At 68.8% G+C, this 26,797-nt stretch carries 24 protein-coding genes; 5 read left to right on the top strand and 19 right to left on the bottom strand.

All coding sequences use genetic code 11. The features are described from left to right. Positions 1-148: 148 nt before the first annotated feature. The 12 genes from proB to ndk form a co-directional block, all read right to left on the bottom strand. The gene (gene proB, locus G9Q41_RS15590; protein WP_165633222.1) at positions 149-1,285 is read right to left on the bottom strand and encodes a glutamate 5-kinase; all 1,137 of its coding nucleotides are present in this window, start codon (positions 1,283-1,285) and stop codon (positions 149-151) included. Continuing rightward, positions 1,282-2,814: a GTPase ObgE gene (obgE, locus tag G9Q41_RS15585; protein ID WP_207631202.1), complete on the bottom strand. Its 1,533-nt coding sequence runs from the start codon at positions 2,812-2,814 to the stop codon at positions 1,282-1,284. The genes proB and obgE overlap by 4 nt, the downstream gene beginning before the upstream one ends. A gap of 86 nt (positions 2,815-2,900) precedes the next feature. Beyond that, entirely contained in the window at positions 2,901-3,158 is a 258-nt protein-coding gene (gene rpmA / locus G9Q41_RS15580; RefSeq protein ID WP_017973807.1) for a 50S ribosomal protein L27, read from the bottom strand. A gap of 14 nt (positions 3,159-3,172) precedes the next feature. After that, entirely contained in the window at positions 3,173-3,481 is a 309-nt protein-coding gene (gene rplU, locus G9Q41_RS15575) for a 50S ribosomal protein L21 (RefSeq protein ID WP_092523342.1), read from the bottom strand. Positions 3,482-3,794: 313 nt separating this feature from the next. Further along, the gene (locus tag G9Q41_RS21590; protein WP_207631203.1) at positions 3,795-4,658 is read right to left on the bottom strand and encodes a hypothetical protein; all 864 of its coding nucleotides are present in this window, start codon (positions 4,656-4,658) and stop codon (positions 3,795-3,797) included. Then, positions 4,655-5,248: a DUF6114 domain-containing protein gene (locus tag G9Q41_RS15565; RefSeq protein WP_347567573.1), complete on the bottom strand. Its 594-nt coding sequence runs from the start codon at positions 5,246-5,248 to the stop codon at positions 4,655-4,657. Before G9Q41_RS15565 ends, G9Q41_RS21590 begins: the two co-directional genes overlap by 4 nt. 92 nt (positions 5,249-5,340) lie before the next feature. Then, positions 5,341-5,970 carry a DUF6230 family protein gene (locus G9Q41_RS15560; protein ID WP_092523346.1) on the bottom strand — a complete coding sequence of 210 codons (630 nt, stop codon included), beginning with the start codon at positions 5,968-5,970 and terminating at the stop codon, positions 5,341-5,343. 628 nt (positions 5,971-6,598) lie between these two features. After that, entirely contained in the window at positions 6,599-9,985 is a 3,387-nt protein-coding gene (locus G9Q41_RS15555; RefSeq protein ID WP_165633223.1) for a translation initiation factor IF-2 N-terminal domain-containing protein, read from the bottom strand. A 169-nt stretch (positions 9,986-10,154) separates the two neighbouring features. Further along, entirely contained in the window at positions 10,155-11,063 is a 909-nt protein-coding gene (locus G9Q41_RS15550; protein WP_207631204.1) for a TIGR03936 family radical SAM-associated protein, read from the bottom strand. Between the two features lie 122 nt (positions 11,064-11,185). Then, a complete protein-coding gene (locus G9Q41_RS15545; protein WP_165633224.1) occupies positions 11,186-13,159 on the bottom strand; it encodes a TIGR03960 family B12-binding radical SAM protein in 1,974 nt (657 codons plus the stop codon). Positions 13,160-13,354: 195 nt separating this feature from the next. Beyond that, the gene (locus tag G9Q41_RS15540) at positions 13,355-13,891 is read right to left on the bottom strand and encodes a GNAT family N-acetyltransferase (RefSeq protein WP_165633225.1); all 537 of its coding nucleotides are present in this window, start codon (positions 13,889-13,891) and stop codon (positions 13,355-13,357) included. Next, a complete protein-coding gene (gene ndk, locus G9Q41_RS15535; RefSeq protein WP_165633226.1) occupies positions 13,888-14,304 on the bottom strand; it encodes a nucleoside-diphosphate kinase in 417 nt (138 codons plus the stop codon). The genes G9Q41_RS15540 and ndk overlap by 4 nt, the downstream gene beginning before the upstream one ends. A gap of 231 nt (positions 14,305-14,535) precedes the next feature. On the opposite strand from ndk, the gene G9Q41_RS15530 reads away from it, so the two are divergent. Continuing rightward, positions 14,536-15,636, top strand: coding sequence for a zinc-binding dehydrogenase (locus G9Q41_RS15530; protein WP_165633227.1), 1,101 nt, complete (start codon positions 14,536-14,538; stop codon positions 15,634-15,636). Between the two features lie 105 nt (positions 15,637-15,741). Here G9Q41_RS15530 and G9Q41_RS15525 read toward each other — a convergent pair whose 3' ends face one another. Genes G9Q41_RS15525 through G9Q41_RS15515 form a run of 3 tightly spaced genes read right to left on the bottom strand, consistent with a single transcriptional unit; the run spans position 15,742 to position 20,278 of the window. Continuing rightward, the gene (locus G9Q41_RS15525) at positions 15,742-16,203 is read right to left on the bottom strand and encodes a DUF4233 domain-containing protein (RefSeq protein WP_092523358.1); all 462 of its coding nucleotides are present in this window, start codon (positions 16,201-16,203) and stop codon (positions 15,742-15,744) included. Beyond that, positions 16,200-17,567 (bottom strand): folylpolyglutamate synthase/dihydrofolate synthase family protein, encoded by a 1,368-nt coding sequence (locus G9Q41_RS15520; protein WP_092523360.1) that lies wholly within the window; start codon positions 17,565-17,567, stop codon positions 16,200-16,202. Before G9Q41_RS15520 ends, G9Q41_RS15525 begins: the two co-directional genes overlap by 4 nt. A gap of 59 nt (positions 17,568-17,626) precedes the next feature. Beyond that, the gene (locus G9Q41_RS15515; RefSeq protein ID WP_092523362.1) at positions 17,627-20,278 is read right to left on the bottom strand and encodes a valine--tRNA ligase; all 2,652 of its coding nucleotides are present in this window, start codon (positions 20,276-20,278) and stop codon (positions 17,627-17,629) included. A gap of 87 nt (positions 20,279-20,365) precedes the next feature. Between G9Q41_RS15515 and G9Q41_RS15510 the strand changes: the two genes are divergently transcribed. Next, on the top strand, positions 20,366-21,040 hold the full coding sequence (locus G9Q41_RS15510) for a maleylpyruvate isomerase family mycothiol-dependent enzyme (RefSeq protein WP_165633228.1): 675 nt from the start codon (positions 20,366-20,368) through the stop codon (positions 21,038-21,040). Between the two features lie 541 nt (positions 21,041-21,581). Here the strand turns inward: G9Q41_RS15510 and G9Q41_RS15505 are convergent. Continuing rightward, complete coding sequence (locus G9Q41_RS15505; protein WP_165633229.1) at positions 21,582-21,791, bottom strand: DUF397 domain-containing protein; 210 nt, start codon at positions 21,789-21,791, stop codon at positions 21,582-21,584. After that, positions 21,788-22,693, bottom strand: a complete 906-nt coding sequence (locus G9Q41_RS15500; protein WP_165633230.1) for a helix-turn-helix transcriptional regulator — start codon at positions 22,691-22,693, stop codon at positions 21,788-21,790. The genes G9Q41_RS15505 and G9Q41_RS15500 overlap by 4 nt, the downstream gene beginning before the upstream one ends. 131 nt (positions 22,694-22,824) lie before the next feature. On the opposite strand from G9Q41_RS15500, the gene G9Q41_RS15495 reads away from it, so the two are divergent. The 3 genes from G9Q41_RS15495 to fdhD all read left to right on the top strand — a co-directional run bounded on the left by G9Q41_RS15495 (position 22,825) and on the right by fdhD (position 24,395). Then, the gene (locus G9Q41_RS15495; RefSeq protein ID WP_165633231.1) at positions 22,825-23,127 is read left to right on the top strand and encodes a hypothetical protein; all 303 of its coding nucleotides are present in this window, start codon (positions 22,825-22,827) and stop codon (positions 23,125-23,127) included. Further along, positions 23,124-23,351 carry a hypothetical protein gene (locus G9Q41_RS15490; RefSeq protein WP_165633232.1) on the top strand — a complete coding sequence of 76 codons (228 nt, stop codon included), beginning with the start codon at positions 23,124-23,126 and terminating at the stop codon, positions 23,349-23,351. Before G9Q41_RS15495 ends, G9Q41_RS15490 begins: the two co-directional genes overlap by 4 nt. 198 nt (positions 23,352-23,549) lie before the next feature. Beyond that, positions 23,550-24,395, top strand: coding sequence for a formate dehydrogenase accessory sulfurtransferase FdhD (fdhD, locus tag G9Q41_RS15485; protein ID WP_165633233.1), 846 nt, complete (start codon positions 23,550-23,552; stop codon positions 24,393-24,395). Positions 24,396-24,413: 18 nt separating this feature from the next. Here the strand turns inward: fdhD and G9Q41_RS15480 are convergent, their stop codons facing one another. Both G9Q41_RS15480 and clpX read right to left on the bottom strand, forming a co-directional pair. Beyond that, positions 24,414-25,043, bottom strand: coding sequence for an alpha/beta hydrolase (locus tag G9Q41_RS15480; RefSeq protein WP_092527338.1), 630 nt, complete (start codon positions 25,041-25,043; stop codon positions 24,414-24,416). Between the two features lie 453 nt (positions 25,044-25,496). Further along, on the bottom strand, positions 25,497-26,789 hold the full coding sequence (clpX, locus tag G9Q41_RS15475) for an ATP-dependent Clp protease ATP-binding subunit ClpX (RefSeq protein WP_092523370.1): 1,293 nt from the start codon (positions 26,787-26,789) through the stop codon (positions 25,497-25,499). Positions 26,790-26,797 lie beyond the last annotated feature (8 nt).

Genomic DNA, 26,797 nt, shown 5'->3' with positions numbered 1-26,797 from the left:
TCCGTCCACCCCGAGTGCTCTGAGCCTGCGCTCTCATGGCCACGACCGGAGACGTCGTGCAGGCCGCTACCCGATCGGGGCACCCGCTCACGAGCCCACGAGGGGTCCTGCCACGGAACCCACCAAGCAAACCAAGCCGCGCACTCTCTCAGTGCGTCGGTGCGAGATCGTCGGCATGCACCACCTCGCGGCGCTGCTCGACCGGGAGCTCGTGGCTGGACCGTCCGATCAGGTCCGGAAGCTCGGCGGCGTCGTAGGCCACCACTCCCCTGGCCACAGCACGACCGGAGGGACCCACGAGCTCGACCACGTCCCCACCGGCGAAAGCGCCCTCCACCCCTGTGATCCCGGCAGCGAGCAGCGAGCGGCGCCTGCGGATCACCGCCGAAACCGCCCCCTCGTCGAGGTGCAGCCTGCCGCTGGCCCCCGCGGCGTGGGCCAGCCAGAACCTCCGGGCCGACAGCCGGGGTCCCGTCGTCGCGAAGACTGTCCCCACGTCGGCGTCCCCCAACGCGGAGTCCGCCAGATCGGCCGAGGTCAGCAGCACGGGAACCCCCGCGGAGCAGGCCACCCGCGCGGCCTGGACCTTGGAGGCCATCCCACCGGTCCCGAGCCCGGACGAGCCCGCACCGCCAACGGCGACCTCCTCGAGGTCCTCGGCGGAGGAAACCTCCCGCACCGCGCTGGCCCGCCCGTCACGCGGATCACCGTCGTAGAGCGCGTCCACGTCCGACAGGAGCACCAACGCGTCGGCACCGACCAGGTGCGCCGCCAAAGCGGCCAGCCGGTCGTTGTCCCCGAAGCGGATCTCCGCGGTGGCGACCGTGTCGTTCTCGTTGACCACGGGAATCGCGCCGAGGTTCAGCAATCGCTGCAGGGTCCGGTGGGCGTTGCGGTAGTGCGACCTGCGGACGACGTCGTCGGCGGTCAGCAGCACCTGACCGACGGTGAGGCCGAAGCGGGCGAAGGTGGCCGCGTAGGCGTGGGCCAACGCCTGCTGCCCCACGCTGGCCGCGGCCTGCTGCGTGGCCAGGTCCACGGGACGCCTCTCCAGCCCCAGCGGAGCGATGCCCGCCGCTATGGCACCGGAGGAAACCAGCACCACCTGGCTGCCCGCAGCCACGCGTCGCGCCAGCGTCGCCACCAACGCGGTCAACCGTTCCTCGTTCAGCCCGCCCTCGGCCGTGGTCAACGAGGACGAGCCGACCTTGACCACCACGCGGCGTGCGGTCGAGACGGCACGCCGGGTGGGTGATTCCGCGGAGGTCGCGACACCGGAACTCATCGCAGTTCGTCCTCGTCCTCGTCCGCTTCCGCCTCGGAGATCTCGACGGGCTCCGCGGCGCCCTCCTCGGCCGCGGGAAAGCCCGCGGCGTCGGTGGTCCCCGTGCGGCGGGCCCGTTTCGCCGCCTTGCGCTCCTCCGGAGAAGCTCGCCCCCGTCCGGACACGCCCGCACCACCGGTGGCGGCGTTGCCCTCGGGGGTGGTGGGCTCCCACTCGAAGGACACCGAGCCGATCGTGACCTGGCTTCCGGGCTGAGCCCCCTGCCGGGCCAGCTCGTCCTCCACGCCGAGCTTGGCCAACCGGTCGGCCAGGTAGCTGACGGCCTCCTCGTTGTCGAAGCTGGTCTGCCGCACCCACCGTTCCGGCTTCTCGCCGCGCACCACGTAGCCGTCCGCGACCTCGGGGTCCGATTCGACGGTGAATCCGCTCTCGTCGACCGGTTTGGGGCGCACCGTCACCCGCCTCGGCTCCGGGGCCGGTAGCTGCGCACGGAAGTTCTCGACCTGCTCAGCCAGCGCGAAGCGCAGCTCCCGCAGCCCGTCGTGCGTGGCCGTGGAGATCTCGAACACCGGCCACCCGCGCTCGCGCACCCCCTCGTGGACCAGGTCCGCCATGGCGCGCGCGTCGGGGATGTCCATCTTGTTCAGCACGATCAGGCGCGGCCGCTCGTTCAGGTCGACGGCCCCGTGCTCCTCGCTCAGCGCCGGGGTGTACTCGGCGAGTTCGTGCTCCAGGGCGTCGATGTCGGACAGCGGGTCCCGCTCCGGTTCGAAGGTGGCGCAGTCCACCACGTGGACGAGCACGGCACACCGCTCGACGTGCCTGAGGAACTCGAGACCGAGCCCACGGCCCTGGCTGGCCCCGGGAATCAGGCCGGGAACGTCGGCCACCGTGAAGACCTTGTCATCGGCCGTGACCACCCCCAGGTTCGGAGCCAGCGTGGTGAACGGGTACTCGGCGACCCGGGGACGCGCCGCGGAGAGCACCGAGACCAGCGAGGACTTGCCCGCGGAGGGGAAGCCCACCAGCCCCACGTCGGCGACCGACTTCATCTCGAGGACGAAGTCGCCGGACTCACCCGGCTCGCCCAGCAGGGCGAACCCGGGGGCCTTCCTGCTCCTCGAGGCCAACGCGGCGTTGCCCAGACCGCCGTTGCCTCCCCTGGCGAGGACGAGCCTGGTTCCCTCGCCCACCAGATCGGCGATCACTTCGCCTTCCGAGTCGGAGACGACGGTTCCCTCGGGGACCAGCAGTTCGAGGTCCGCACCGGAGGCCCCGTTGCGCATGCTGCCCTGCCCCTGCTTGCCCCGCTCGGCGGTGACGTGGGGGCGGTAGTGGTAGTCCAGCAGCGTGTGCACGCCGGGGTCCACCACCAGCGTCACGTCACCGCCCTTGCCCCCGTTGCCACCGTCGGGGCCCCCGTAAGGCTTGAATTTCTCCCGGTGTATCGAGGCGCAACCATTACCTCCGTCGCCTGCGGCGACATGAATCGTCACGCGATCGACGAAGCGCGACACGGGAACCTCCAAGGCGGGGGTGGAAATCAAACGAGGGGCGGCGCCGGTTCGCGACCGGCCCGCCCCTCGCGGAAAACACGGATGTGCCGGAAGCCGGTTCAGGCCTCGCTCGGCACCACGTTGATGAACTTGCGGCCGCGCTTGCGGGCGTACTCCACCGAACCGGCGGACAGGGCGAACAGCGTGTCGTCACCGCCACGCCCCACGTTGCCACCGGGGTGGTACTTGGTACCGCGCTGCCGCACCAGGATCTCGCCAGCGTTCACGCGCTGGCCGCCGAAACGCTTGAGTCCCAGGAACTTGGGATTCGAGTCACGGCCGTTCCGAGAGTTGGACGCGCCCTTCTTAGTTGACATGTCTTCTCACGCCCTCACTTGGTGATGCCGGTGACCTCGACGCGGGTCAGCTGCTGCCGATGCCCCTGCCGCTTGTGATATCCGGTCTTGTTCTTGAACTTGTGGATGTGGATCTTGGGACCTTTGGTCTGCTCGACCAGCTTACCGGTCACCGAGACCTTCTTGAGCGCGTCGGCGTCGGCGGTGACTTCGGAGCCGTCGACGACCATCAGCGCCGGGAAGGTGATCTCGGAACCCGGTTCGCCCTCGAGCTTCTCGACCTCGACGACGTCCCCGACGGCGACCTTGTGTTGTTTGCCGCCGGTCTTGACGATCGCGTACATGAGTCGGAAGTCTCCTGCTGCTCGGTTTCGCTAGTTCACCAGTCTGCGACGTACGCACATCCCCACTTGCAAGGGGGATTCCCAGTACGCCGACCAGGCGGCGCCACAGTGGGTTCCTGCCTCCGCGACGACAGCCGACCTTACCGGGCGGACCTCGCCTGACAGGCGTCGAACCCCCTCCGCCCGTCCGGCGGCGAGAAATTCCACACCATCATACAGTGCTCTGCACAGCGCATCTCGCCCAGGGGTCGCCCGAAGGCACCGTGCGTTCGAAGAGAACGACGATCCCGCGCAAGGCCGCTCGCAACCCACGTCACTCCGGGGCGATCTCCGCCCCCGGTATGAACAGTTTACCCCCGTCGAGATCGACGTTGCGCACCACCGCGTCACTGAAGGTCAGCTTCGGCAGCTCCAGGAACCCCAGGTCGAGGTTCGGCAGCAGCAGCGCCTCGGGGGAGAGCTCCACCGGCACGAGCGGGTAGCCCGCGACGTTGAGCTTTCCGGTGAGCTTGCGCGTGTAGAGCTCGATGGGGCCTTCGGTGATCGTGGACACCGAGCCGCGGTCCGCCGCGACCCGAACGTCCTTCCCGCCGGCCAGGCGGCCACGCTGCACCAGGTCCCCGATCCGCAACGCGTCGACGGTGAAGTGCATGGTGCGCACCTGCTCGCCGTTGACCTCATGGGTGGCGAAGCCGTTGTAGTGCACCCCCTCCAGGGTCAACGTGCTCGCCGTCAACGTCCAGATCCGTCCCGGTCCCGGCCGCACGTCGGGTCGCTGCTCCGGAGGAGGTGGCAGTCTCTCCGCCGCCCCGCTGTCGCCGGAGCCCTCCTCACCCGGTTCCGCGGAACCTCCCGCGGACGTTCCGTCCTCCCGCTCGGAGCTCTCCTGCTGCCCGGCTCCCTGCTCGGGAGGAGTTTCCGAGGACGTGGGCGCCTCCTCCGGGGACTCGTCGCTGCCCGGCAGCAGGGACGTGTCCGTCGGCCCGGGAAGGAGCTGCACGGAGTCCGACTGCTGGGCCACGCCGAAGGGCGGGTCGACCAGTCCGGCGGCCCCGGTCACCACGGCCAGCCCCATCACCAGCGAGGTCGTGCCGACGCCTCGGACCCTGCCCGAACGCCCGCGGGTCGCCTCCGCGTCCTTGCGCGGTGAGCGCGCGTGTTCGCGGTCCCGACTCACGACTCGCCTCCGTCGACTCGCGCGGCACCCGCGGGCGAAGCCGTCCCGTCCCCGTCCGTCCCGGCGCGCTCGCGCGGGACCGGGGAAGGCTTGGAAACGTCGTCGCGGGCAGGGGCGGTTCCGCTCGAACCCTCGGCCCCCGCGGAGTCCGCGGCATCCCCGGAGTCCCGCTCGTCGCTTCCCCGCCGCGGGGACCAGGCGATCGCCAGGGCGGCGCCGATCAGTCCCGTGGTGGTCCCGAGCAGCAAGGAACCGAGGTTGACCGTCACGACGGCCACCACGGACAGCACCAGGGTCACGATGCCCGCAGGCATCCGCAGCTCCGGACGCAACCAGAACGAGAGGCCGCACGCGATCAGCACCATGCCGATCACGAGCGCCGTGATTCCCGCCGTAGTGCGCAGCGACACCTCGATGTCGCCGAACTTCAACGAAGCGTACGGCGGGTACAGCAGCAGCAGTGCGGCGATCAGGGTGAATACTCCCGCCCAGAACGGTCGCGTTCTGCGCCACTCCCGGAAGACGACGCGCCCTCTCGCGAGCCGCTGCCTGTTGCTCCCTCCCGGGTGGTTCTTCGACGCTTTGCTCACGGGCGCCCCCTCCTCGGGCCGTGCCTCACGGCGTACGGATCGGGTCGTCAAACGGACTGGTCGAGCGGACGGTCGGAAGCGACTCGTCCACGTCAGTAGCAGGGATCGTTCCCCGCCGTCGTGGAAATGTTCACGTCGTTGAGGTTGAGCGTGGAGGCCGTCGTCGACCAGGCCTCCTGCTTCAGGTCATCGATCGTGGCGCCACTGGCCTGAATGCCGAAGCCGCCCGAGGTCCCCTGGACCCCCTCCGGACCCGCGTCCAGCTTGGCGGCGTCCCTGCCGATCTCGACGTTGTTCAGGGTCAGGTCCCCCTGGACCTGTTCGACGCCGAGGACGAGGTTCTCGGCGGTCATTCCGTCGGCGGCCTCGATGCGCACGGTCGCGTCCCCGATGCCGGGAAGGTCGGGCACGCGGATGGACTGGCAGAAGTTGGTCAGCTTCGCGTGTTTGAAGCCGTTGACCAGCACCGGGTGCGCTTCCTCAGCGCTGCGGTCGACGGAACCGAACTGCACCACGCCCTCCGCGGTGAGTTTGTCCGCCGAAGCCTTGTAGCTCGTACCGGAGACTGCGAAGGAGGCAGCCACGGCACCCTTGGAAAGTCCCGTGAGCATCAGCGCCACTCCGGAGAAACCCACTACGAATACGAGCGTGAAAACCTTCCAGCGGGTGCGTCCATTGGCTGCGTTGTCGTTTTCGGCGTCGGCCCTTCGCCTCGTGGCCATGAGGTCACCTCGGTGGTCCGGGAACTTGAGCAAGCACGGCACTCACTCGACCAGTGGGATGAAAAACACAGTGAGTGATATCCATTACTTTTACCGACAGGTAACTCTAGACGCAAGTCACACGGAACGCCATACCGTGACCTTAAACACGAAGAAATTTTGTGAAATTAGTCACTATGAGCTACTTCGGGCCGGTGCCTCGCGCGCAACCACCCGCAGGCGAGAACGCCGTTGTCCGACGTGAGCGCCACGCGCCGAACACTCTCCCGGAGCGGACCGGGCACGTTGCGCAACAACTGCGCGCTGGGACAGCACACCGCTGCCCGGAACAACAAAACCGTGCCGTTCCCGTCACGAGCACGACACGGTCATGCAGGCACCGACAATTCGGATGAAAACCCGAGCCCGATCGGGAGAGCATTCGACGGAAGAATACGCTTACCGAATCGCTTTCATGAAAACTGCAGGAACCGAACCACTGCCGGAACACGCCATTCGGTTCCGCGACGCGCTCCACTCGCGAGGGATGCGTCCCTTCCCCCGCCAGTTCGCAAGACGCGGTGCTATCGGTGAAACCGGGCAGCGGCCGGAACCACGACGAGCAGTCGGGTCCCGGCCGCGCCGCAGATCACTCCTCGGAGGGCTCCACCGGTGGCCCCGTGGCGCGTCCCGCCGCACGGCGCCTCGGACGACGTGCGGGCCCCGCCGAGATCACGGAGGACTCCGTCTCCGTGCTCGCCTCCCCCGAGGCGACTTCGGAGGAATTCGGCGCGGGGTTGACGACCACGGGCTGGGCGGTCGAGCCGGTGCTGCCCATCGGCCTGCTGGCCTTGCGCCTGCTCCGTCCCGCAGCCTCCGTGGAGGATCCCGCGCTCTCGGCGGACTCCTCCCCGGAGGACTGCGGCTGTCCGTTCCGCTGCTGCTCGGAATCGGCCTCTGCCGGAGCGGATGCGGCCGGAGCGGACTGAGCGGGACCCGATGCGGCGGAGCCGGATTTGGCCGACCCCGACTTGGTACCTCCCGACTTGGCCGACCCCGACTTGCTACCTCCCGACTTGGCCGAGTCGGACTTGGCCGAGTCGGACTTGGCCTGCGCTGAACCGTTGGGGCTCACCTCGGCGACCGGTTCGGCCGCGGTGCCGTCCCGCCCGTTCTCCGCGGCGGCTTCCTCCGCTTCACCGGCGGAGCGGGCGGTCTTGCGCTTCCACTCGGAACGCTTGCCCGTGGTCGCGGTGGAGTCCGCCTTGCCGGACTCCCCGGTCGCGGAGGGCTTTTCCTCCGCGGCGGCACCGCCGCGATCCCGCGAGGTCTCCGCGGTGGCGGAAGCGGAGGCGGAGGCCTCGGACTGACGGCCCGAATTCTCGGACGACTGGCCCTTGCCGCGCTGCTTGTTCTTCCGCGACCCCCCGGAAGAACCGCCGTGCTGGCTGTGGTCGATCGGCTCGCTGGAAACCAGCACCCCGCGACCACGGCAGTGTTCGCAAGTGCTGCTGTAGGCCTCCAGCAGCCCCGTTCCGACCCGCTTGCGGGTCATCTGCACCAGCCCCAGCGAGGTGACCTCCGCGACCTGGTGCCGCGTCCGGTCCCGGCCCAGGCACTCGGTGAGCCTGCGCAGCACGAGATCCCGGTTCGACTCCAGAACCATGTCGATGAAGTCGATGACCACGATGCCGCCGACGTCCCGCAGTCGCAGCTGGCGGACCACTTCCTCGGCCGCCTCCAAGTTGTTGCGCGTGACCGTCTCCTCCAGGTTGCCCCCGGAACCGGTGAACTTGCCCGTGTTCACGTCGATGACGGTCATGGCCTCGGTGCGGTCGATCACCAGGTAGCCGCCGGAAGGCAACCAGACCTTGCGGTCGAGGGCCTTGGCGATCTGCTCGTCCACCCGGTACTCGGTGAAGACGTCCTTGTTGCCCACGTGCTTGTTCAACCGCCCCAGCAGGTCGGGAGCCACGTGCTGCACGTAGGACTCGATCGTCTGCCACGCCTGCTCGCCCTGCACCGTCAACGAGGAGAAGTCCTCGGTGAACAGATCACGGACGACCTTGACCAGCAGATCCGGTTCCGCGTAGAGGAGCTGCGGAGCCTGCGTGCTCGAGGCCGCGGACTTCTCCTTGATGTCCTCCCACTGCGCCTGCAGCCGCCGCACGTCGCGGTCGATGGCCTCCTCGCTGGTCCCCTCGGAAGCCGTGCGGATGATCACCCCGGACTCGTCGGGAACGATCCGCTTCAGGATCTCCTTCAGGCGTTTGCGCTCGCTGTCCGGCAGCTTGCGGCTGATCCCCGTGGCACCACCGCCCGGAACGTAAACCAGGAAACGACCGGGCAGGCTGACCTGGGTGGTCAACCGCGCGCCCTTGTGCCCCAGCGGGTCCTTGGTCACCTGAACCAGCACGCTGTCGCCCGTGGAAAGCGCCTGCTCGATCCTGCGGGACTTGCCTGCCAGCCCGGCGGCCTCCCAGTCGACCTCGCCCGCGTAGAGCACCGCGTTGCGGCCACGGCCGATGTCCACGAACGCCGCCTCCATGCTCGGGAGCACGTTCTGCACCCTGCCGAGGTAGACGTTGCCGACCAACGACCCGTTCCCGGAGGAGGTCACGAAGTTCTCGGCCAGGATGTCGTCCTCGAGGACAGCGACCTGGGTCTGCCCCTCGCTCTCCCGCACGACCATCTTGCGCTCGACGGACTCGCGCCTGGCCAGGAACTCGGACTCGGAGAGCACCGGCGCCCGGCGACGTCCGGCCTCCCTGCCGTCCCTGCGTCGCTGCCGCTTGGCCTCCAGGCGCGTCGACCCCTTGATCGCGCGCACCTCGTCCTCGGCCTCCTGGCGCCCGCCCTCGGGGCTGTTCTCCCGAACGTGCACCACGGTGTTCGGCGGGTCGTCCTCGCGGGTGGCGCTCTCGGAGTCGCCGGAGCTCTTACGCCGCCTGCGGCGCCTGCGCCTGCTGACCGAAGCCGTTTCCGCTTCCTCGTCCTGCCCAGCGGTGGACTGCTCGGCGCTCTCGGGAGCGGACTCGGTCGAGACCCCCCCGCCGGAGCGGCCACCCTGCTGCGTGGTGGAACCGGACTCGGCCTGCTTGTCCTTCTTGTCCTTCTTGGACTTCTTGTCCTTCTTCGATTTCTTGTCCTCACGAGCGGCCTTGCCGCCGTCGGACTCCTCCGCGGTCGCGGAGTACTCACCGGAGTCACTCGACACAGCGCCTTCGGAGGAGGACTCGAAGCTCTCGTTCTCGCTCTCGCCCTCACCGCCTCGGCCGCGACCACGACCCCTGCGGCCGCGGCGCCGCCTGCGCCGCGTCGACGCCCCCTCGGACTGCTCGCTCTCCTCGACGGTGCCGGCGGAGTCGGACTCCTCCTCCCCCTCGACCGTCTCGGCAGTCGCGGTGCTGTCGGGAACTTCCGCGTGCGTGTCCGCGGACTCGGCGGCCCGCCGGGTCTCGGGCGCGAGGAACATGGCCTGAGGCGCGGCGAAGGCGGGCGCCAGCGCGCCTTCCCCCTGTTCCGCGCTCCTGTTTTCCGCTTTTTCGGAGCGCGCGCCCATTTCCTCACCCACCGTACCGGGGGTCTTCGGCGAGTCCGAGTCACTCGTCCCGCCGGCCTCCCCGCTAGTCTCAGTCCGTTGTGTCGGTTCACTCTCCGTGTCTTCGGAAGCGGTCCGGGAGGCCTCCGCAGCCGCACCCGGTGCACTCGCCCCGGTCGACTCACCCGGATCAGCGCCGCCCTCGTCACGCCCCGCTCCGGAGTCGAGCCGTTCCGGGCGCAGCGAACGCACCACTTCGAGAGCGACCTCCCGCGTGATGTTCGACTGCGCACTGCGCACGGATTGGCCGATCTCACCCAGAGTGGCTATGACCTCGCGGCTGGTCGCCCCCAGCATCTTCGCCAAAGCGTGCACCCGCAGCTTGGCGGGCACTTCAAAGGTTCGATTGGCGGATTCGTCCTGCGCCCGCTCATCCCTCTGAGATGTCACCGATTGTCCGCTGGAGTCTCCAGCGGACGTGTCCCTGTTCAACATTCAGCTCCTTCGCCCCCGGGCGCGTCCGACGCGGACGCGGCCACACGGGGGTCTGCATACGTTCTCTGCCCTCCGCCACTCGGTGGCGGTAATTCTGTTGGATCCCTTGCGCCCCTGGCCAAAACCCCAGGAAACCGCACGGTGGTCGACGGCGTCCCCGCCGAACCCATCACCCGAACGTGGTGCCCACTTGCCGGGTTCCGGCCGCCGCCCTGTCAGGGGCCAGCGGATCGGCGATCGCGCCTCCGTCGTCGAGCCGACCCTGCGCCAACCGTGTGGCTCGCGCAACCCCCGGTGCGGGCAGGTCGGCGACGACGCGAAGGGCCTTAAGTACGTCGTCGGGTCGCACGACCGGCGTAGTGTGTCGTACAACCATCACAAGTATCCCATATCGTTGTGCACGATCTGGGCAATCGTCCACACGAGGGGCATCGACCGAGTGACAAGCACTCTCCGTGTCTTCGTGTGCACCGGGGTGTGCGAAATCGCGCACCTCGGCGGAAACCAACGCCGCCCTCACGTCCAGGGTACGACGCCCCTTCTTCGTTACCCGCTCGACCTCCGCGGTCTCGGAGTCCAGCAGCTGCCGTACCGCCCGCTCCAGCTCGGCCGGCCCGACTCCCTCGATCTCGACCCGCCAGGAACTGGCTTCCAGGCGTTCGGACAGCGCACCCGACTCCGCGGGCACGATCTCCGCCACATCCATCCCGGCGGGAAGCGTCGAGCGCAACTCCTCGTGCAGGGTCGGCACGGCGATGTTGCGCACGAGCTGAACCTCGGCGTACTCCGCCTCACTGGCCACCCCCGTCGGAGCCGCCCCGGCCCAGGAGATCTTCGGGTGCGGGCTGTACCCCTCGGAATAAGCCACGGGCACCCCCGCACGCCGTAACGCGCGCTCGAAGACCCTGGCCAGGTCGCGATGCGAGGTGAACCGCAGGTGACCACGCTTCGTGTACCGAAAACGAATCCTGTGCCCCGTGGAGAGCACGGGGCGAGGCTGGTGTTGCGGACTCAGAGCATCCTCCGTGGTCTTGTCGAGGACGAAGCCGACCCCGGACGAGACACCAACCGGGGACATCCCGCACCATACAGCCTCACCGATGTTTTCTGTTCTTCCTCTTCGCAGGTACTCGCGCGCGACTTCCCCGCACTCGGCGGAAAGCCCCGCACGAGACCTGCGAGCCGACCGGAGGAGCTCCGTCAGGCGTGGCCGCCCGCGGAGTCGAACGCGGCGTTGTTGACCGGCGTCCCGCTGCTCACCGGAGTGATCGGAAGCAGGGGCCGGTCCGAGGGTCCCACCTCGATGTCGGTGCCCATGGTCGGACACACACCGCAGTCGAAGCAGGGTGTCCAGCGGCAGTCATCCTGCTCACGGGCATCGAGGGCGTCCTGCCAGTCCGTCCAGAGCCACTCCTTGTCCAGCCCCGAGTCCAGGTGCTCCCAGGGCAGGATCTCGCCCTCGGAGCGCTCCCTCGTCGTGAACCAGGCGAGGTCCACGCCCAGCGGGTGCAGCGCCTCGGCGGCGGCCGTCACCCAGCGGTCGTAGGAGAAGTGCTCGTTCCAGCCGTCGAAGCGCCCGCCCGAGCGCCACACCTGCTCGACGACCCGGCCGACCCGGCGGTCCCCGCGCGAGAGCAGTCCCTCGATCAGCGAGGGCTTCCCGTCGTGGTAGCGCACGGCGATGTTGCGCCCCAACCTGCGGTCCGAGTTGATCGCCTTGCGGAGCTTGCGCATCCGCTCGTCGACGGTGTCCGGATGAGCCTGAGCGGCCCACTGGAACGGGGTGTGCGGCTTCGGGACGAAACCACCGATCGAGACCGTGCAGCGGATGTCGTTGCGGCCGGAGACCCTGCGGCCCTCCCTGATGACCTCCTTGGCCATCGAGGCGATCTGCAGCACGTCCTCGTCGGTCTCCGTCGGCAACCCGCACATGAAGTACAGCTTGACCTGCCGCCAGCCGCTGGAGAAGGCGGTGGACACGGTTCTGATGAGGTCCTGCTCGGAAACCATCTTGTTGATGACCCGCCTGATCCGCTCACTTCCCCCCTCGGGGGCGAAGGTCAGACCGGAACGGCGGCCGCTGCGGGAGAGCTCGTTCGCCAGGTCGACGTTGAAGGCGTCCACCCGCGTGGAGGGCAGCGACAACCCGGTGTTGGTCCCCTCGTAGCGGTCGGCGAGCCCCTTGGTGATCTCACCGATCTCGGAGTGGTCGGCCGAGCTCAGCGACAGCAGCCCGACCTCCTCGAAGCCGGTCGCCTCCAGGCCCCGCTGGACCATGTCGTTGATCCCGCGGTTGGAGCGCTCCCGCACGGGGCGAGTGATCATCCCGGCCTGGCAGAACCGGCAGCCGCGCGTGCAGCCGCGGAAGATCTCCACGCTCATCCGCTCGTGCACGCTCTCCGCCGTCGGCACCAGCGGCTGCTTCGGATAGGGCCACTCGTCCAGATCCGTCGTGGTCCGCTTGAACACCCGGTGCGGCACCCCGGAGCGGTTCGGCACCAACTCGGCTATGTGGCCGGCCTCGTCGTAGTGCACGTCGTAGAAGCCGGGGACGTAGATCCCGCTCGCGGCGAGCCTGGACAGCAGCTCGGCTCGCCCTCCCGGAGTTCCCTCCTCCTTGAAGGCGCGGACCAGTTCGGTGATCTCCAGCACCGCCTGCTCGCCGTCACCGAGCACCACCGCGTCGACGAAGTCGGCGACCGGCTCCGGGTTGAACGCGGCGTGCCCACCCGCCAACACGATCGGGTGCTGTTCCGTGCGATCACGGGCGTGCAGGGGGATTCCGGCGAGGTCCAGCGCGGTGAGCAGGTTCGTGTACCCCAGCTCGGTCGCGAAGCTCACCCCCAGCACGTCGAAGGCGTCGACCGGTCGATGGGCGTCCACGGTGAACTGGGGAACCCCGTGCTCACGCATGAGCTCTTCCAGGTCGGGCCAGACGGAGTAGGTCCGCTCCGCGAGCACGCCGGGCTGCTCGTTGAGGATCTCGTAGAGGATCATCACGCCCTGGTTGGGCAGCCCGACCTCGTAGGCGTCCGGATACATCAGGCACCAGCGAACGGTGGCCTCGTCCCAGTCCTTGACGGTGGAGTTGAGCTCGCCGCCGATGTACTGAACGGGCTTGGAAACCCGGGAAAGCAGCGGCTCCAGGCGATCGTACACGGATTCCACAGGCACGTCCCCAGCGTAACGAGCGGGCCACGCGGAGAAAGTCGGTGTGCCCGCCCGCGTGGCGAGAACACGCCGGGCGGGCACGCCGTGGACCGCAGGCTCGACGCACGCCCCGGGAACGTCGCCCGGACGATTCCGGAACCGCCCGCGAGCCGGTAGGCCGATGCACGCGGGCGCGCCTCGGCCGTCGGTTCGGATTGTTCAGAGGTCGCGGGTCAACCACACCTCGTCGTGGAACTGCTCGTCACCGGTCCGCAGGGAGCGCGGCCAGCGCCCCCGTTCGGTCCAGCCCCGCTCGGAGTAGAACTGCTCCGTGGCCGCGTCCGAACGGGCCCGCAGAGTCAGCTGGGTCAACCCGAGCGCCACGGCGTGCGACTCGGCCGCGTCCAACAGCTGCTCTCCGACGCCGCGTTCGGAGACCTGCGGGTCGACCAGCAACCACTCGACCTCGGCGCGGTGCCGCTCCACCGGGAACTCGCCCACGCGCAGCACCACCGCCCCCGCGAGCGTGTGCTGCTTGCCCGCGGTGAGGATGTGCCGCCGCTTCGGCCGCGTGGAGGCGTCGTCGACCACGCGCTGAGCCGTGTCCGTGAGCGTTTCCAGTTCGGTGTCTGCCGTGAAACCGGTGGCACCCCCCGCGACCGTCACCCTGCCGAGCAGGTCGGCCAGTGCCTGGGGCAGCTCGGGATGCGGCTGGTCGACCCGGTGGGGGCCGCTGATGAATTCCTCTTCGCTCATGCCTGCAGATCCGGGAACCAGAGCTTGAGCTCGCGCTCGGCCGACTCGGCGGAGTCGGAACCGTGCACGAGGTTGTACTGCACTTCGAGACCGTAGTCGCCGCGCAGACTGCCCGCGTCCGCCTTCTCCACGGGGTCCGTTCCACCGGCGATCTGCCGGAAGGCCGCGATGGCCTTCGGGCCCTCCACGACGGCGGCGACGACGGGGCCGGAGGTGATGAACTCCAGCAGCGAGTTGAAGAACGGTTTCCCGTCGTGCTCGGCGTAGTGCTGCTCGGCGAGCCGCTGATCGACGTGGCGCATTTCCAGCGCGACGAGCTTGAGCCCCTTGCGCTCGATCCGGCTGATCACCTCACCGACCAGGCCTCGCTCGACGCCATCGGGTTTGACGAGGACGAGAGTGCGCTCGCTCAACGGGTTTCTCCTACAAGTCCGGGGTCGCTGCGGACCCGGTCGACAACGCCGGGATTCCTCCCGTGTCAAGGGTATTCGCCACGTTTTCCCCCTCGATCCAGGGGGCGATTCCCGGAGTCCGGCCCGATTCGGTCGCGCTCTCGGGGGTGGTCCGCACGCGGTTGTCGCGGTAGCTTCCCCGATGATGTACCGACCAGCTGGTCTGTCGCCCGAGTGGTGAGGAGCTCAGGTATGCGCGCCGCCGTACACACCGCCGTGAACGAGCCACTGCGCTTGGAGGACATCGAGCACGCGGCCCCAGCCGAGGACGAGGTGACCATCGACGTCGCCTCCTGCGGCGCCTGCCACTCGGACCTGCACGTCCGCAAGGGCGAGCTTCCGTTCCCGACTCCGGCCGTGCTCGGTCACGAGGTCGCGGGAACCGTCGGCGAGGTCGGGCGCGCGGTGAGCGGGCTCTCCCCCGGAGACCGCGTGGTCACCAGCTTCATCATACCGTGCGGGCGCTGCGCCCGGTGCGCGGCGGGCGAGGAGGAGATCTGCCTGGACTTCTTCGCCTACAACAGGGCCAAGGGCCAGCTCTACGACGGCCGGAGCAGGTTGTCCCGCCCCGGCGGCGAACCGGTCTGGATGTACTCGATGGGCGGACTGGCCCAGCGCACGGTCACCCCGGCCACCTCGGTCTACCGGGTTCCGGACGGGGTCGAGCTCTCCGACGTGGCCGCGGTCGGCTGTTCGACGATGACGGCCTACGGAGCGCTGCGTCACGCGGCCGACGTGCGGGTCGGCGACACGGTCGCCGTGATCGCAGCGGGTGGTGTCGGTTCGGCGCTGATCCAGCTGGCCCGCGTCTTCGGCGCGGGGGAGATCATCGCCGTGGACATCGGGGAGGACAAGCTCGAAGCGGCCAGGCAGCTGGGCGCGACCAGCACCGTGAACTCGAGCGAGACGGACGCGCCCGCCGCGATCCGCGAGCTCACCGGAGGACGTGGTGTAGACGTCGCCTTCGAGGCGCTCGGTTCACGGGCGACCTTCGAGGTCGCGCGGGACTCGGTCGTCGAGGGCGGCCAGGTCGTCGTGGTCGGAATCGCTCCGCCCGAGACGGTCGGCGAGCTGAACCTGGCGACCATCGCTCGGCGCAAGCTCCGGGTGAAGGGCTCCTACGGGGCCAAGCCGCGCCGGGACATGCCAGTGCTGCTGGACCTGGTGGCCCGCGGGTTGCTGCGCCCGCAGGACGCGGTGAGCAGGCACTATCCCCTGGACGAGGCCGAGGAGGCGTTCAACGCGCTGGACCGCGGGGAGATCAGGGGCCGCGCGGTCATCGACGTGGCCTGAAAGCACCCCGAGCAGCCGGCGGCGGGTTCCCGCTCCGCTCGGCGGATCGCTGCTCGGCGGATCCGCCGCCTGCTCGTACGCGAGGTCCGCCCGCGCTCCCGAGCCTCACCGCTGCGGCGGATGCCCGGGAGGATGACCGAGCTGATCGGCCAGCCTCCCCTCGCGCATCCGCTTGGCCACGTCGTGCCGCAGGTACAGCACGTAGCCCCAGACACCGGCGAAGATCAACCCCATGATCCCGATGGCCGGGTGCACGAGGAAGCACGCGATCATGCACAGCTGCAGCACCAGCGCCACGCCGAGACCCCAGCGGCGGCGCTGCACGAACGCCGCGCACAGCTGCAGCACGGTCAGCACGGCCACCACGGCGAAACCGACGCTGCTCGCGCCGGATCCGAGCTGCCAGACGACCGGAAGCGCGAGCCCGAACACTATGAACTCGAGAACCAGGGTCCCCGCCATGACGCCGCGCAACCCCTTCCACGGGTCGCGCACCTCCTCGGGCGGCTCCGGAAGTCCCCGACGGCGTTCGGCCCGCTCCGCGTCGTCCGCGCGCCCCTCGTTCACACCGGCTCCTTGCCGAACAGGGCGCGCGCCTCACCCGCCGTCACCACGGAACCGGTGATCACGATGCCCGCTCCCGAGATGGAGTCGCTCGGATCGGTGGTGTGCTCGGCGAGGCTGATCGCCGACGCCACCGCGTCGTCCAGCCTGGGCTCGACGTGCACCCGGTCCCTGCCGAAGATCTCCTCGGCCAGCGCGGCGAGGTCGTCGGGCTCCATGGCCCGCGGAGCGGAGTTGCGGGTGACCACGAGCTCCTCGATCACCTGTTCCAGCTCGGTGAGGATGCCCCTGGCGTCCTTGTCGCTCATCACGCCCACGACACCGACCAGCCTGCGGAACGAGAACTCGGCGCTGACCGCGTCGGCCAGCGCCCGCGCGCCGTGCGGGTTGTGCGCGGCGTCGACCAGCACGGTCGGGGCCGCGCGGACCCTTTCGAGCCTGCCCGGGGTCACCACCCCGGCGAAGGCGTCCCTGACCTGCTCGATGTCGAGCTGCCGCTCCGTGCCCGCACCGAAGAACGCCTCGACCGAGGCGAGCGCGAGCGCGGCGTTGTGGGCCTGGTGCTCCCCGTGGACCGGGAGGAAGACGTCCTCGTAGATCCCGCTGAGCCCCTGCAGTCGCAGCATCTGCCCGCCCACGGCGACGGTGCGCTCCAGCACGCCGAACTCCTGGCCCTGCCGCGCGACCGTGGCGTCCATCTCCGCGACCTTGCGCAGGATGGGGTCCTGGGCCTCCTGGCTCTGGGAGGCCATCACCACCACCGAGTCCTGCTTGATGATCCCGGCCTTCTCCGCGGCGATCTCGGCGATGTCGGACCCGAGGTACTCGGCGTGGTCCAGCGAGACCGGGCACAGCACGGCCACCTGGGCGTCGGCCACGTTGGTCGCGTCCCAGCCGCCTCCGAGCCCGACCTCCAGCACCGCGGTCTCCACCGGGGCCTCGGCGAAGGCCGCGAAGGCCATGCCGGTCAGCACCTCGAACTTGCTCATCGGGACCTCGCTGTTGGAGTCCACGATGGAGACGTAGGGGGCGATGTCCCGGTAGGCCTCGACGTAGGCGCTGGGGCTGATCGGCCCGCCGTCGATGTTGATCCGCTCGGTGACCAGTTGCAGGTGCGGGCTGCTGTAGCGACCGACGCGCAGTCCGATCCGAGTCATCAGCGCGTCGACCATCCGCGCCGTCGAGGACTTGCCGTTGGTCCCCGCGACGTGCACGACCGGGTAACCCCGCTGCGGCTCGGCCAGCAGATCGGTCAGTGCCCTGATCCGGTCCAGCGAGGGCTCGATCTTGGTTTCCGGCCAGCGCTCGTTGAGCTCGGACTCGACGACCCGCAGTTCCTGCAGCTCGCCGGACTCGGACTCGGCCACGAATAACACTCTCCTCCCGGTGCGGCTCCCTCCCCGGGGCAACCCGCACCACGACACGCTCACGCCTCCGGAAGCGACTCCAGCCGGGTGTTGATGCGCTCGATCTCGGCGAGCGCACTCTCCCGCCGGGAGCGGATCTTGTCCACGACCTCCGCGGGAGCCTTCTCGGTGAACGACGGGTTGTTCAGTTTCTGCTCGGTTCCGGACAGCTCCTTCTGGGCCGCCTCCAGATCCTTCGCGAGCCGGTTGCGCTCGGCGGCGATGTCGACGGCTCCCGAGAGGTCGACCCCCACCGCGACCTCACCGTCCTGCAGGCCCACGCGCATCGAGGAGGAGGCGCCGAAGTTGTCCCCCGGCTCGGTGAGCTTGGCCAGCGTGCGGATCGCGGCCTCGTGCTCGGCGATGCCGACCGCCTCGATGCCGGCCAGCTCGGCCGCGACCTTCTGGTTCGGTTTCAGTCCCTGGTCGGCCCGGAACCGACGGATCTCGGTGACCAGCTTACGGACCGCGTCGATCCGCTCGGCGGCCGCCGTGTCCGCCGGAGTCCCCTCCGGGGTCGGCCACTCGGCGATCACGACGGACTCCCGCCCGGTCAGCGCCGTCCACAGCGCCTCGGTGACGAAGGGGATCGTCGGGTGCAGCAGGCGCAGCAGCACGTCCAGCACGTGGCCGAGCACCGCCCTGGTCGACTCGGCCCGCTCGCCGCCCTCGTCGAGCTGGACCTTGGACAGCTCCACGTACCAGTCGCAGAACTCGTCCCAGGTGAAGTGGTACAGCGCCTCGACCGACTTGGCGAACTGGAAGTCCTCCAGCAGCTCGTCCACCTCGGTGACCAGGGCGTCGCAGCGGTCGAGGATCCAGCGGTCGGCATCGGTCAGCGTCTCCCGGTCCGGCAGCCGCTCGGGGGCGAAGGCCTCCTTGCCGAGCGCGAACTTGGTCGCGTTGAACAGCTTGGTCACGAAGCTGCGCGCCCCGGCGACCCACTCGTCGCTCATCGGCGCGTCCGCGCCGGGGTTGGCCCCCCTGGCCAGGGTGAAGCGCACGGCGTCGGTGCCGTAGGTGTCGATCCACTGCAGCGGGTCGACGGTGTTGCCGGAGGACTTCGACATCTTCTTGCCGTGCTTGTCCCGGACGATGCCGTGCAGCGCGATCCTGCGGAAGGGCACCGCCTCCTCCGGAGCACGATCGGACATGCCGTAGAGGCCGAGCATCATCATCCGGGCGACCCAGAAGAACAGGATGTCGTAGCCGGTGACCAGCACGCTCGTCGGGTAGAACTTGCGCAGGTCCGGCGTGTCGTCGGGCCAGCCCATCGTGGAGAACGGCCACAGGCCGGAGGAGAACCACGTGTCCAGCACGTCCTCGTCCTGGCGCCACCCCTCGCCCTCGGGGGGCCGCTCGTCCGGCCCGACGCAGACGACCTCGCCGTTCGGCCCGTACCAGATCGGGATGCGGTGGCCCCACCACATCTGCCTGGAGATCGCCCAGTCGTGCAGGTTGTCGATCCAGTCGAAGTAGCGCTTGGCCAGTTCCGGCGGGTGCACCTCGACACGGCCGTCGCGCACGGCGTCGCCCGCCGCCTCGGCCAGCGGACCGACCTTGACGAACCACTGCATGGACAGGCGGGGCTCGATCGGCTCCTTGGAGCGGGAGCTGTGCCCGACGCTGTGCACGTAGGGACGCTTCTCGGCGACGATGCGCCCCTCCGCGCGGAGCGCCTCGCGCACCGCCTCGCGCGCCTCGAAGCGGTCCATGCCGTCGAACCGGGTGCCCGTGTCGGCGATGCGCCCGCGCTCGTCCATGACGGTCGGCATCGGCAGGTCGTGGCGACGCCCGATCTCGAAGTCGTTGGGATCGTGCGCCGGGGTGACCTTGACCGCACCGCTGCCGAACTCGGGGTCGACGTGCTCGTCGGCCACGATCGGGATGCTGCGCCCGGTCAGCGGGAGTTCGATCTCCGTACCGATCAGGTGCTCGTAGCGCTCGTCCTCCGGGTGCACGGCCACGGCCGTGTCACCGAGCATGGTCTCCACCCGCGTGGTGGCCACTTCCAGGGCCGCGTCGCCGTCGCCGTAGCGCATCGTCACGAGCTCGCCCTCGACCTCGCGGTGCTCGACCTCGATGTCCGAGATCGCGGTGCGCATCTCCGGCGACCAGTTGACCAGCTGTTCCGCGCGGTAGATCAGCCCGTCCTCGTAGAGGCGCTTGAACATCGTGTTGACGGCCCTGGACAGGCCCGCGTCCATGGTGAATCGTTCGCGGCTCCAGTCCACCCCGTCACCGAGGCGGCGCATCTGGGAGAGGATCGCCCCGCCGTGCTGCTCCTTCCACTGCCACACCCGTTCGAGGAACTTCTCCCGACCGAGCTCGCGGTGGTCGATGCCCTCTTCCTGCAACTGGCGCTCGACCAACGCCTGGACGGCGATGCTGGCGTGGTCCATGCCGGGCAGCCAGAGCGCCTCGTAGCCCTGCATCCTGCGGCGCCGCGTGAGCAGGTCCATCAGCGTGTGCTCGAACGCGTGGCCGATGTGCAGGCTCCCCGTCACGTTCGGCGGGGGGATGACGAGTGAGAACGGCGGACGATCGCTGTTGGGGTCCGCCTCGAAGTAGCCGGCGTCTACCCAGCGCTGGTACAGCTCGGCCTCTACGTCGGCCGGGTTCCAGGTCGACGGAAGTTCACGGGGCTGTGCTGCTGGGCTGGTCTGTGTCACACCGGGATTCTACGAACCCCGTCGGGCATGCTTGTACGGTGCTAGGCCTCAACGGCGGATCCGAGCGTGGAAGGCGGCCCGCGAACCATGAACGAAGCCGTTCTAGACCGGGTGAGGGAAGGTCATCACGAACTGTTGGACCTGGTCAGCGAGCTGGAGCCCGAGGACTTCCGGGCGGGTTCCAGACTGCCCGGTTGGTCCCGCGCGCACGTGGTCGCTCATCTGGCCAACAACGCGATCTCGCTGGCGAACATGACCAGCGCCGCGGGGCGCGGGGAGTTGGTGGACCCGTACCCCGACGGTGATCGGGACGAGGCGATCGAGCGCGACGCGAGCCAGGACGCGATCGGGCTGGTGCAGCAGCTGGCCACCTCGCACGCGCAGCTGGAGATCGTCTGGGACTCGGTGGCCGAGCAGGACTGGCAGCGTCCGGTGCGCTTCCGCGACGGCACCGTCTCCGACCTGGTGCTGTGCCGCTGGCGTGAACTGGAGATACACATGCTCGACCTCGATCTGGGGCGGACCGAGCAGAGCTGGTCGTCCGAGTTCTGCGCCCACGCGATCGATTTCCTGCTGCCGCGGCTGGAGGGCGCCGAGGTGGTGCTGGCTCCGCGGGATCTCGACCGGACGTGGGAGGTGGGCAGCTCTCCGACTCACAAGATCGAGGGATCTTCTCACTCGATCGCGTGTTGGTTGGCGGGGCGCACGCCGCAGCAGGAGCCGAGCGGCGGCCCGCTTCCCGAACTCGGCCCGTGGCCGTGAGGAACGCGAGGTGATTTTTCTTCCGGTCACGAGAGGTTCGGAATCGACTCCTGGTTCGGGTGTGACTGGCGAAGTGCAGTGGAGCGAGTTGCAGCGTGACCCACGCTCCGTGGCGGAACGGGCCGAGCGCGGAGCCGTCCGTGTTCACCGGCGGGAAAAGGTCCCGCTGCTTCTCCTCCAGGAGGCGGGCTTCCCGTGATCGCCGCTGAGCGCCACGGGACACTCGCCGACGAGTCCACGCGGGGTCGCGCCGCCCCGCATCGCCGAGCAGCCGCGATCCGCGCGGACCTCACGGGCGAACTCGCGACGTCGTCCCCTCGGGATCCGGCAGGCGGCGCCGGCCACTCCGACCACATGGCCGTCGGGGATGTGGAGCGGGAAGTGCTGCCGGTTCACCGCCTCCGATCAGGCTGTCGCATCGTCCGGACGAGTGGCCCGCTGGCACGGTCCTGCCGTGGCAGGACGGGCGATGGCGGAAGGAACGCCGGCAGCAGGCACCCCGGATTAGTCGTCTCTTCCCGAACCCGGAAGGGCGATACGTCTACGCTTCGGCACGGACGGCCGCCAGGAAGGACCGCCACTGGGCAGCCGGAACCGCGAGCACACCCGTGTCGGGCGACTTCGAGTCCCGCACAGCGGTGAAACCTTCGCCGAAGGCGACCTCGACGCAGTTACCGCCGCCGGCTCCCCCACCTCCCGAGCGACTACTCCTACGCCACGCTGTCAACACGGAGTTCTCGATGCTGCTCACTGGTGCGTCTCCTTCGAATGCGGACTACAGCGAAGTATCGCCTGTTCGATCCTCTTACGTGAATCGTCCGCGGAAAATGCCTGCTCGGTAAGAGTACCGAAGCGCAGCGTGTAAGACCTCACATCGTCACGATCCTCTATGTAGACAGCACGTCCAGGCCCTTCCGAGTAGCCGATGTCCGGCATCGGTGCTGGTGGCGTGAGCACCGAGAAAGGCCCCTCCAGAGCAGGACTCGCTCCGGAGCTTTTCGGCAGCACCTGCAATGTGACGTTCGAGCGTTCGGCCACTTCGTTGAGATGTACGAGCTGGGGCCGCATAACCGCGAGCGGTCCCACGTGCCTGTCGAGCAGAGCTTCATCGATGATGACGTGCAGCTGTGGCGGAGTGGCACGCTCCAACACGCGTTGACGCGCCATGCGAGCAGTCACCCGCCGCTCTACTTCCTCCTCGGTAAGGCCCGGATTGACGCCGCTGATGATGGAGCGCGCGTACTCAGGCGTCTGGAGCAAGCCTGGCACGAGCAAAGTTTCGAACTGCCGCAGCGCAACCAGCTCACCTTCCATGTTGAAGAAGGTGTGGAAGTCCTCGGGGAGGTTCTTCCGCATGTCGACGGCCCACCCGCGCGCACGTGCCGTGGTGGCGAGCTCGAGCAGCCAGCCACGAAGCGAGCTGTCGACCACACCGTAGATATCGAGCAGCTGCTCCACCTCACGAGCTTTAATTCCCTGCGCGCGGTTCTCTATGCGAGACAGCTTCGGCCGCGACCACTTTCCCGGCACCCTCCGCAGTTCGGCGATCACTTGATCATGCGTAAGTCCTGCCTCTTCGCGAGCTCTGCGCAGCGTTTCGGCAAGCTGCCATCGCCGGACCACAGACCCCGTTTCCTGAGCTTCGTTCGTCATCGATTCCTCACGTCCCGAGCGCCTTCACCTATCCGAGTGTTTATGCAGACGTTCACTTCCAAAAGTGGACGTTCACATACATGCTGTCTATCGCACACAGTGTCCAAACAACAACGTTTCGGGAGGTTGCGATGCTATCCGGATCAGCTGAAAGCAAGATGGTCTCCTTGTGGGAGACCGCAGCAGGAACGGTCGAGACTGTCAGCCTCGAGCAGCGACCCCAGGTGTTCGCGCTGCTGGAGAGAACCGGGCCCGATACCGGCGAGCTGGAGCTGTTCGCCTGGGGTGTGGAAGTGGGTGGGAGTGCCAACGTGTTCCGCTCCGACGGGCACGTGCTGGCCCACTGCGGCTCCGCTGCCGACGCGCAGCACATGTTCGCCCTGATCCGCGACGTCGTACTCGCCTGGCCCGAAGAAACCAACCGGATCGAGTGAAGTCCGGCGGAAGCGTCCTGCACGCCGAAGCCACCCCTGCGGAGAAGCCGGACCGCCCGGCGACTCCGGAACAGCGGAGATCGCCGGGCTGGTTCACCGGTAACCACAGCGCCCTGCTCTCCGGGAACAGCTCCAGCAGCCGCGCGTGGCCGGGAATGCCGTCGAACTCGCGGCAGGCCACCACGGCCGCCACGATCCTCTCGCAGTGCTCCGGCAGCAGGTAGTTCTGCGCCTCGGCCCGCCGAGGGGTCGGCGGCGGCGTCGACGAACAGCACCTCGTTCCGCCGCTCCACCGACATCCCGGCTGCCGTCCCCGAGCAGCTCCGCAACACCCCTCCACGAGCCGATCCGCCGGGGACTGCCGGAGCGTATGCTGTCCGAACGCACCGGTCCGGCTGCGCGGAGCAACGCGGGAGGAGCACATGGGGCGGATAACGACACGGCGACCCGTACTGCGGGTGGACGCGGGTAGCACCAGGAACCGTCCCGACACCCTCGCGGCCGAGGAACCGCTGGAGATCAGGCTGAGCTCGAAACCGCTCACCGTCACCATGCGCACCCCCGGCCACGACGTGGAGCTCGCGCACGGCTTCCTGCTCACCGAGAGCGTGATCGGCGACCACGCCGACGTGGCGGGGGCGCGCTACTGCGACAGCCCCGGCCCCGACGGGCGCAACACCTACAACGTGCTCGACGTCCAGCTGGCCCCCGGGGTCCCGCCGCCGGACAACTCGGTGGAGCGCAACTTCTACACCACCTCCTCCTGCGGGGTCTGCGGCAAGGCCGCGCTCGACGCGGTCCGGCTGCGCAGCGCCCATCCCCCCGAGCAGGACCCGCTGCGGGTCCGGGCGGAGACCCTCGTCGACCTCCCGGACAGGCTGCGCACCGCGCAGCGCGTCTTCTCCAGCACCGGAGGCCTGCACGGGGCGGGCCTGTTCGACTCCGCGGGAGAACCGCTCGCCGTCCGCGAGGACGTGGGCAGGCACAACGCCGTGGACAAGGTCCTGGGGAAGGCACTGCTCGACGGGAGCGTGCCGCTGCGCGGCAGCGTGCTCATGCTCTCGGGAAGGGCGTCCTTCGAGCTGGTGCAGAAGGCGGCCATGGCCGGGGTCCCGTGCGTGGCCGCCGTCTCCGCACCCTCCTCGCTGGCGGTCGAGCTCGCCGAGGAGCAGGGAATCACCCTGGTCGGCTTCCTGCGCGGAACCTCGATGAACGTCTACACCGGCGCGGAGCGCCTCGTGCTCGACGAGAACGCCCCCACCGCCTGACTCCCGGAGGCGCCGCGCTCACACCAGCCGGAAAGCGCTGGAGGAGGCACCGAAGGTGTTCGCCTCCGTCTCGAACCTGTCCGCCAGCGGAGTGCTGCCGTGCAGCGTCCAGCGCAGCACTGCCGGCCAGGGGCCGTATCCCGCGTCGGTGTTGAGGTGCTCCCCGTCCGGGAGCACGTCCATCTCCACTCGCAGGGTCTCCGCCAACCAGTGCCCGTCCTGAACCGACAGGTACGGGTCCCCCGAACCGATCACCAGCCGGGTGGACCCGGCGGCACGACGCAGCGCGTGGGCGTCCACCGGGTACGGCACGACTCCCCGAACATCGGGGTGACGCCAGTCCGGTCCCGGCGGGGAGACCAGCAGCACCCGGTCGGCCCTCCTGGCCCTGCCCGCGATGGTGGCCGCGTGGTGCAGCCAGAGCGCCGCTCCGCACGAGTGGGCGGCCACCACCAGCTCGTCCTCGGCGGGAACGCTGTCCAGCCGTGCGCGCAGCACGGCCAACCACCGGTCCAGCTCCGGATGGTCCTGGTCCGGAAGCGCGGGCAGCTCACACGAGACATCGCGCTCGGCCAGCCGACCGCTGAGCCACTGCTGCCAGTGCCACGGCCCGGAACCACCGAACCCGTGCACCAGCAAAACGTGCATGTCGCTCACAGCACGCCCCTCCCCAACATCGGTGATCACCACGGTCACGTGGCACCGATGATCCCCCATGGCGGAAAACCACGCCGACGACACACGCGGAAACGACGACATGTCCCCCGACGGGGGAAGTAGCTCATCGAGGCTGTCCAGCCGGATCATCGACCGGGTTCTTCCTCCGGCGCGCCGGCGCGCCGGCGCCGAAACATTCCCCCAGGCAACCGGCACCGCCGCAGCCCCGAACAGGAACTCCAGTTCAAAGGGCTCCGCTCCAGCGCAAGTGCTTACGAGCCTACGCAGCCCGACCGACCGCGGGTTCTCTCGTGGTGCTCTCGCGAGGAAGGCCCGACGTTGTGTAGGTGGCTACCCGATGTCGGGCCTCCCGGAGCGAGAGCCCGCGAGAGGTTCCGCCACCCGCACCGCCAAGCAAACCGAGCCGCCGACCCTCAGTCTCGTTCAGGCCGACTTCTCTCGCCTCTCGTGCCGACTGCTCTGCCGGGCGACGATGGTGGGGTTCACGTTCTCCTGGACGGTCCGCTCGGTGATGACCACCTTCGCCACGTCCGAACGGCTCGGGATGTCGTACATCACCGGGAGCAGCACTTCCTCCAGGATCGCCCGCAAACCACGGGCACCGGTGCCCCGCGCGATCGCCAGGTCCGCTATGGACTCCAGCGCGGCCTGGGTGAACTCGAGTTCCACACCGTCCAGCTCGAACAGCCGGGTGTACTGCTTGACCAGAGCGTTGCGGGGTTCGGTCAAGATCTTGACCAGCGCGGACTTGTCCAGGTTGGTGACGCTGGCGACAGTGGGCAACCTGCCGATGAACTCGGGGATGAGCCCGTACTTGATCAGGTCCTCCGGCAGCACCTCCGCGAAGTGGTCCGCGGAGTCGATCTCGGCCTTGGAGCGCAGGTCAGCGCCGAAGCCGACGCTGTGCTTGCCGATCCGGTCCTCGACGATGTCCTCCAGACCGCCGAAAGCACCGGCGACGATGAACAGCACGTTCGTGGTGTCGATCTGGATGAACTCCTGGTGCGGGTGCTTGCGGCCGCCCTGGGGCGGAACGCTCGCGGTGGCGCCTTCCAGGATCTTCAGCAGCGCCTGCTGAACACCTTCCCCGGACACGTCCCTGGTGATCGAGGGATTCTCACTCTTACGAGCGATCTTGTCGACCTCGTCGATGTAGACGATGCCCTTCTCGGCCTGCTTGACGTCGTAGTCGGCGGCCTGGATCAGCTTCAACAGGATGTTCTCGACGTCCTCGCCGACGTAGCCCGCCTCGGTCAGCGCGGTGGCGTCGGCGATGGCGAACGGCACGTTGAGCATCTTGGCCAGCGTCTGCGCCAGGTAGGTCTTGCCGCAGCCGGTGGGACCGAGCATGAGGATGTTGGACTTGGCCAGCTCGATCTTCTCGTCCTTGGCCTCACGACCGCTCTGCTGTTGCTGCTCGCCGGCCTGGATCCGCTTGTAGTGGTTGTAGACGGCCACCGAGAGGTTGCGCTTGGCGGCGGACTGCCCGATCACGTACTGGTCGAGAAAGTCGTGGATCTCACCCGGCTTGGGGAGCTCATCGAGCTTGACCTCACCCGATTCGGCGAGCTCCTCCTCGATGATCTCGTTGCAGAGGTCGATGCACTCGTCACAGATGTACACGCCGGGGCCGGCGATGAGTTTCTTCACCTGCTTCTGGCTCTTCCCGCAGAAGGAGCACTTCAGCAGGTCGCCGCCGTCACCGATACGTGCCATGCCGCTGA

It is taken from the genome of Actinopolyspora sp. BKK2 (genome assembly GCF_011291845.1).
Taxonomy (GTDB): Bacteria; Actinomycetota; Actinomycetes; order Mycobacteriales; family Pseudonocardiaceae; genus Actinopolyspora; species Actinopolyspora saharensis.
This window is presented reverse-complemented; position numbering and strand designations above follow the sequence as displayed.

Coding starts and splice junctions, on each gene's coding strand:
- G9Q41_RS15530 (WP_165633227.1), top strand. CDS start 14,536: ATGCGCGCCGCCGTACACACCGCCGTGAACGAGCCACTGCGCTTGGAG.
- G9Q41_RS15555 (WP_165633223.1), bottom strand. CDS start 9,985: ATGTTGAACAGGGACACGTCCGCTGGAGACTCCAGCGGACAATCGGTG.
- G9Q41_RS15560 (WP_092523346.1), bottom strand. CDS start 5,970: ATGGCCACGAGGCGAAGGGCCGACGCCGAAAACGACAACGCAGCCAAT.
- G9Q41_RS15510 (WP_165633228.1), top strand. CDS start 20,366: ATGAACGAAGCCGTTCTAGACCGGGTGAGGGAAGGTCATCACGAACTG.
- G9Q41_RS15480 (WP_092527338.1), bottom strand. CDS start 25,043: ATGCACGTTTTGCTGGTGCACGGGTTCGGTGGTTCCGGGCCGTGGCAC.
- proB (WP_165633222.1), bottom strand. CDS start 1,285: ATGAGTTCCGGTGTCGCGACCTCCGCGGAATCACCCACCCGGCGTGCC.
- clpX (WP_092523370.1), bottom strand. CDS start 26,789: ATGGCACGTATCGGTGACGGCGGCGACCTGCTGAAGTGCTCCTTCTGC.
- fdhD (WP_165633233.1), top strand. CDS start 23,550: ATGGGGCGGATAACGACACGGCGACCCGTACTGCGGGTGGACGCGGGT.
- G9Q41_RS15495 (WP_165633231.1), top strand. CDS start 22,825: ATGCTATCCGGATCAGCTGAAAGCAAGATGGTCTCCTTGTGGGAGACC.
- rpmA (WP_017973807.1), bottom strand. CDS start 3,158: ATGTCAACTAAGAAGGGCGCGTCCAACTCTCGGAACGGCCGTGACTCG.
- G9Q41_RS15550 (WP_207631204.1), bottom strand. CDS start 11,063: ATGTCCCCGGTTGGTGTCTCGTCCGGGGTCGGCTTCGTCCTCGACAAG.
- rplU (WP_092523342.1), bottom strand. CDS start 3,481: ATGTACGCGATCGTCAAGACCGGCGGCAAACAACACAAGGTCGCCGTC.
- G9Q41_RS15540 (WP_165633225.1), bottom strand. CDS start 13,891: ATGAGCGAAGAGGAATTCATCAGCGGCCCCCACCGGGTCGACCAGCCG.
- G9Q41_RS15500 (WP_165633230.1), bottom strand. CDS start 22,693: ATGACGAACGAAGCTCAGGAAACGGGGTCTGTGGTCCGGCGATGGCAG.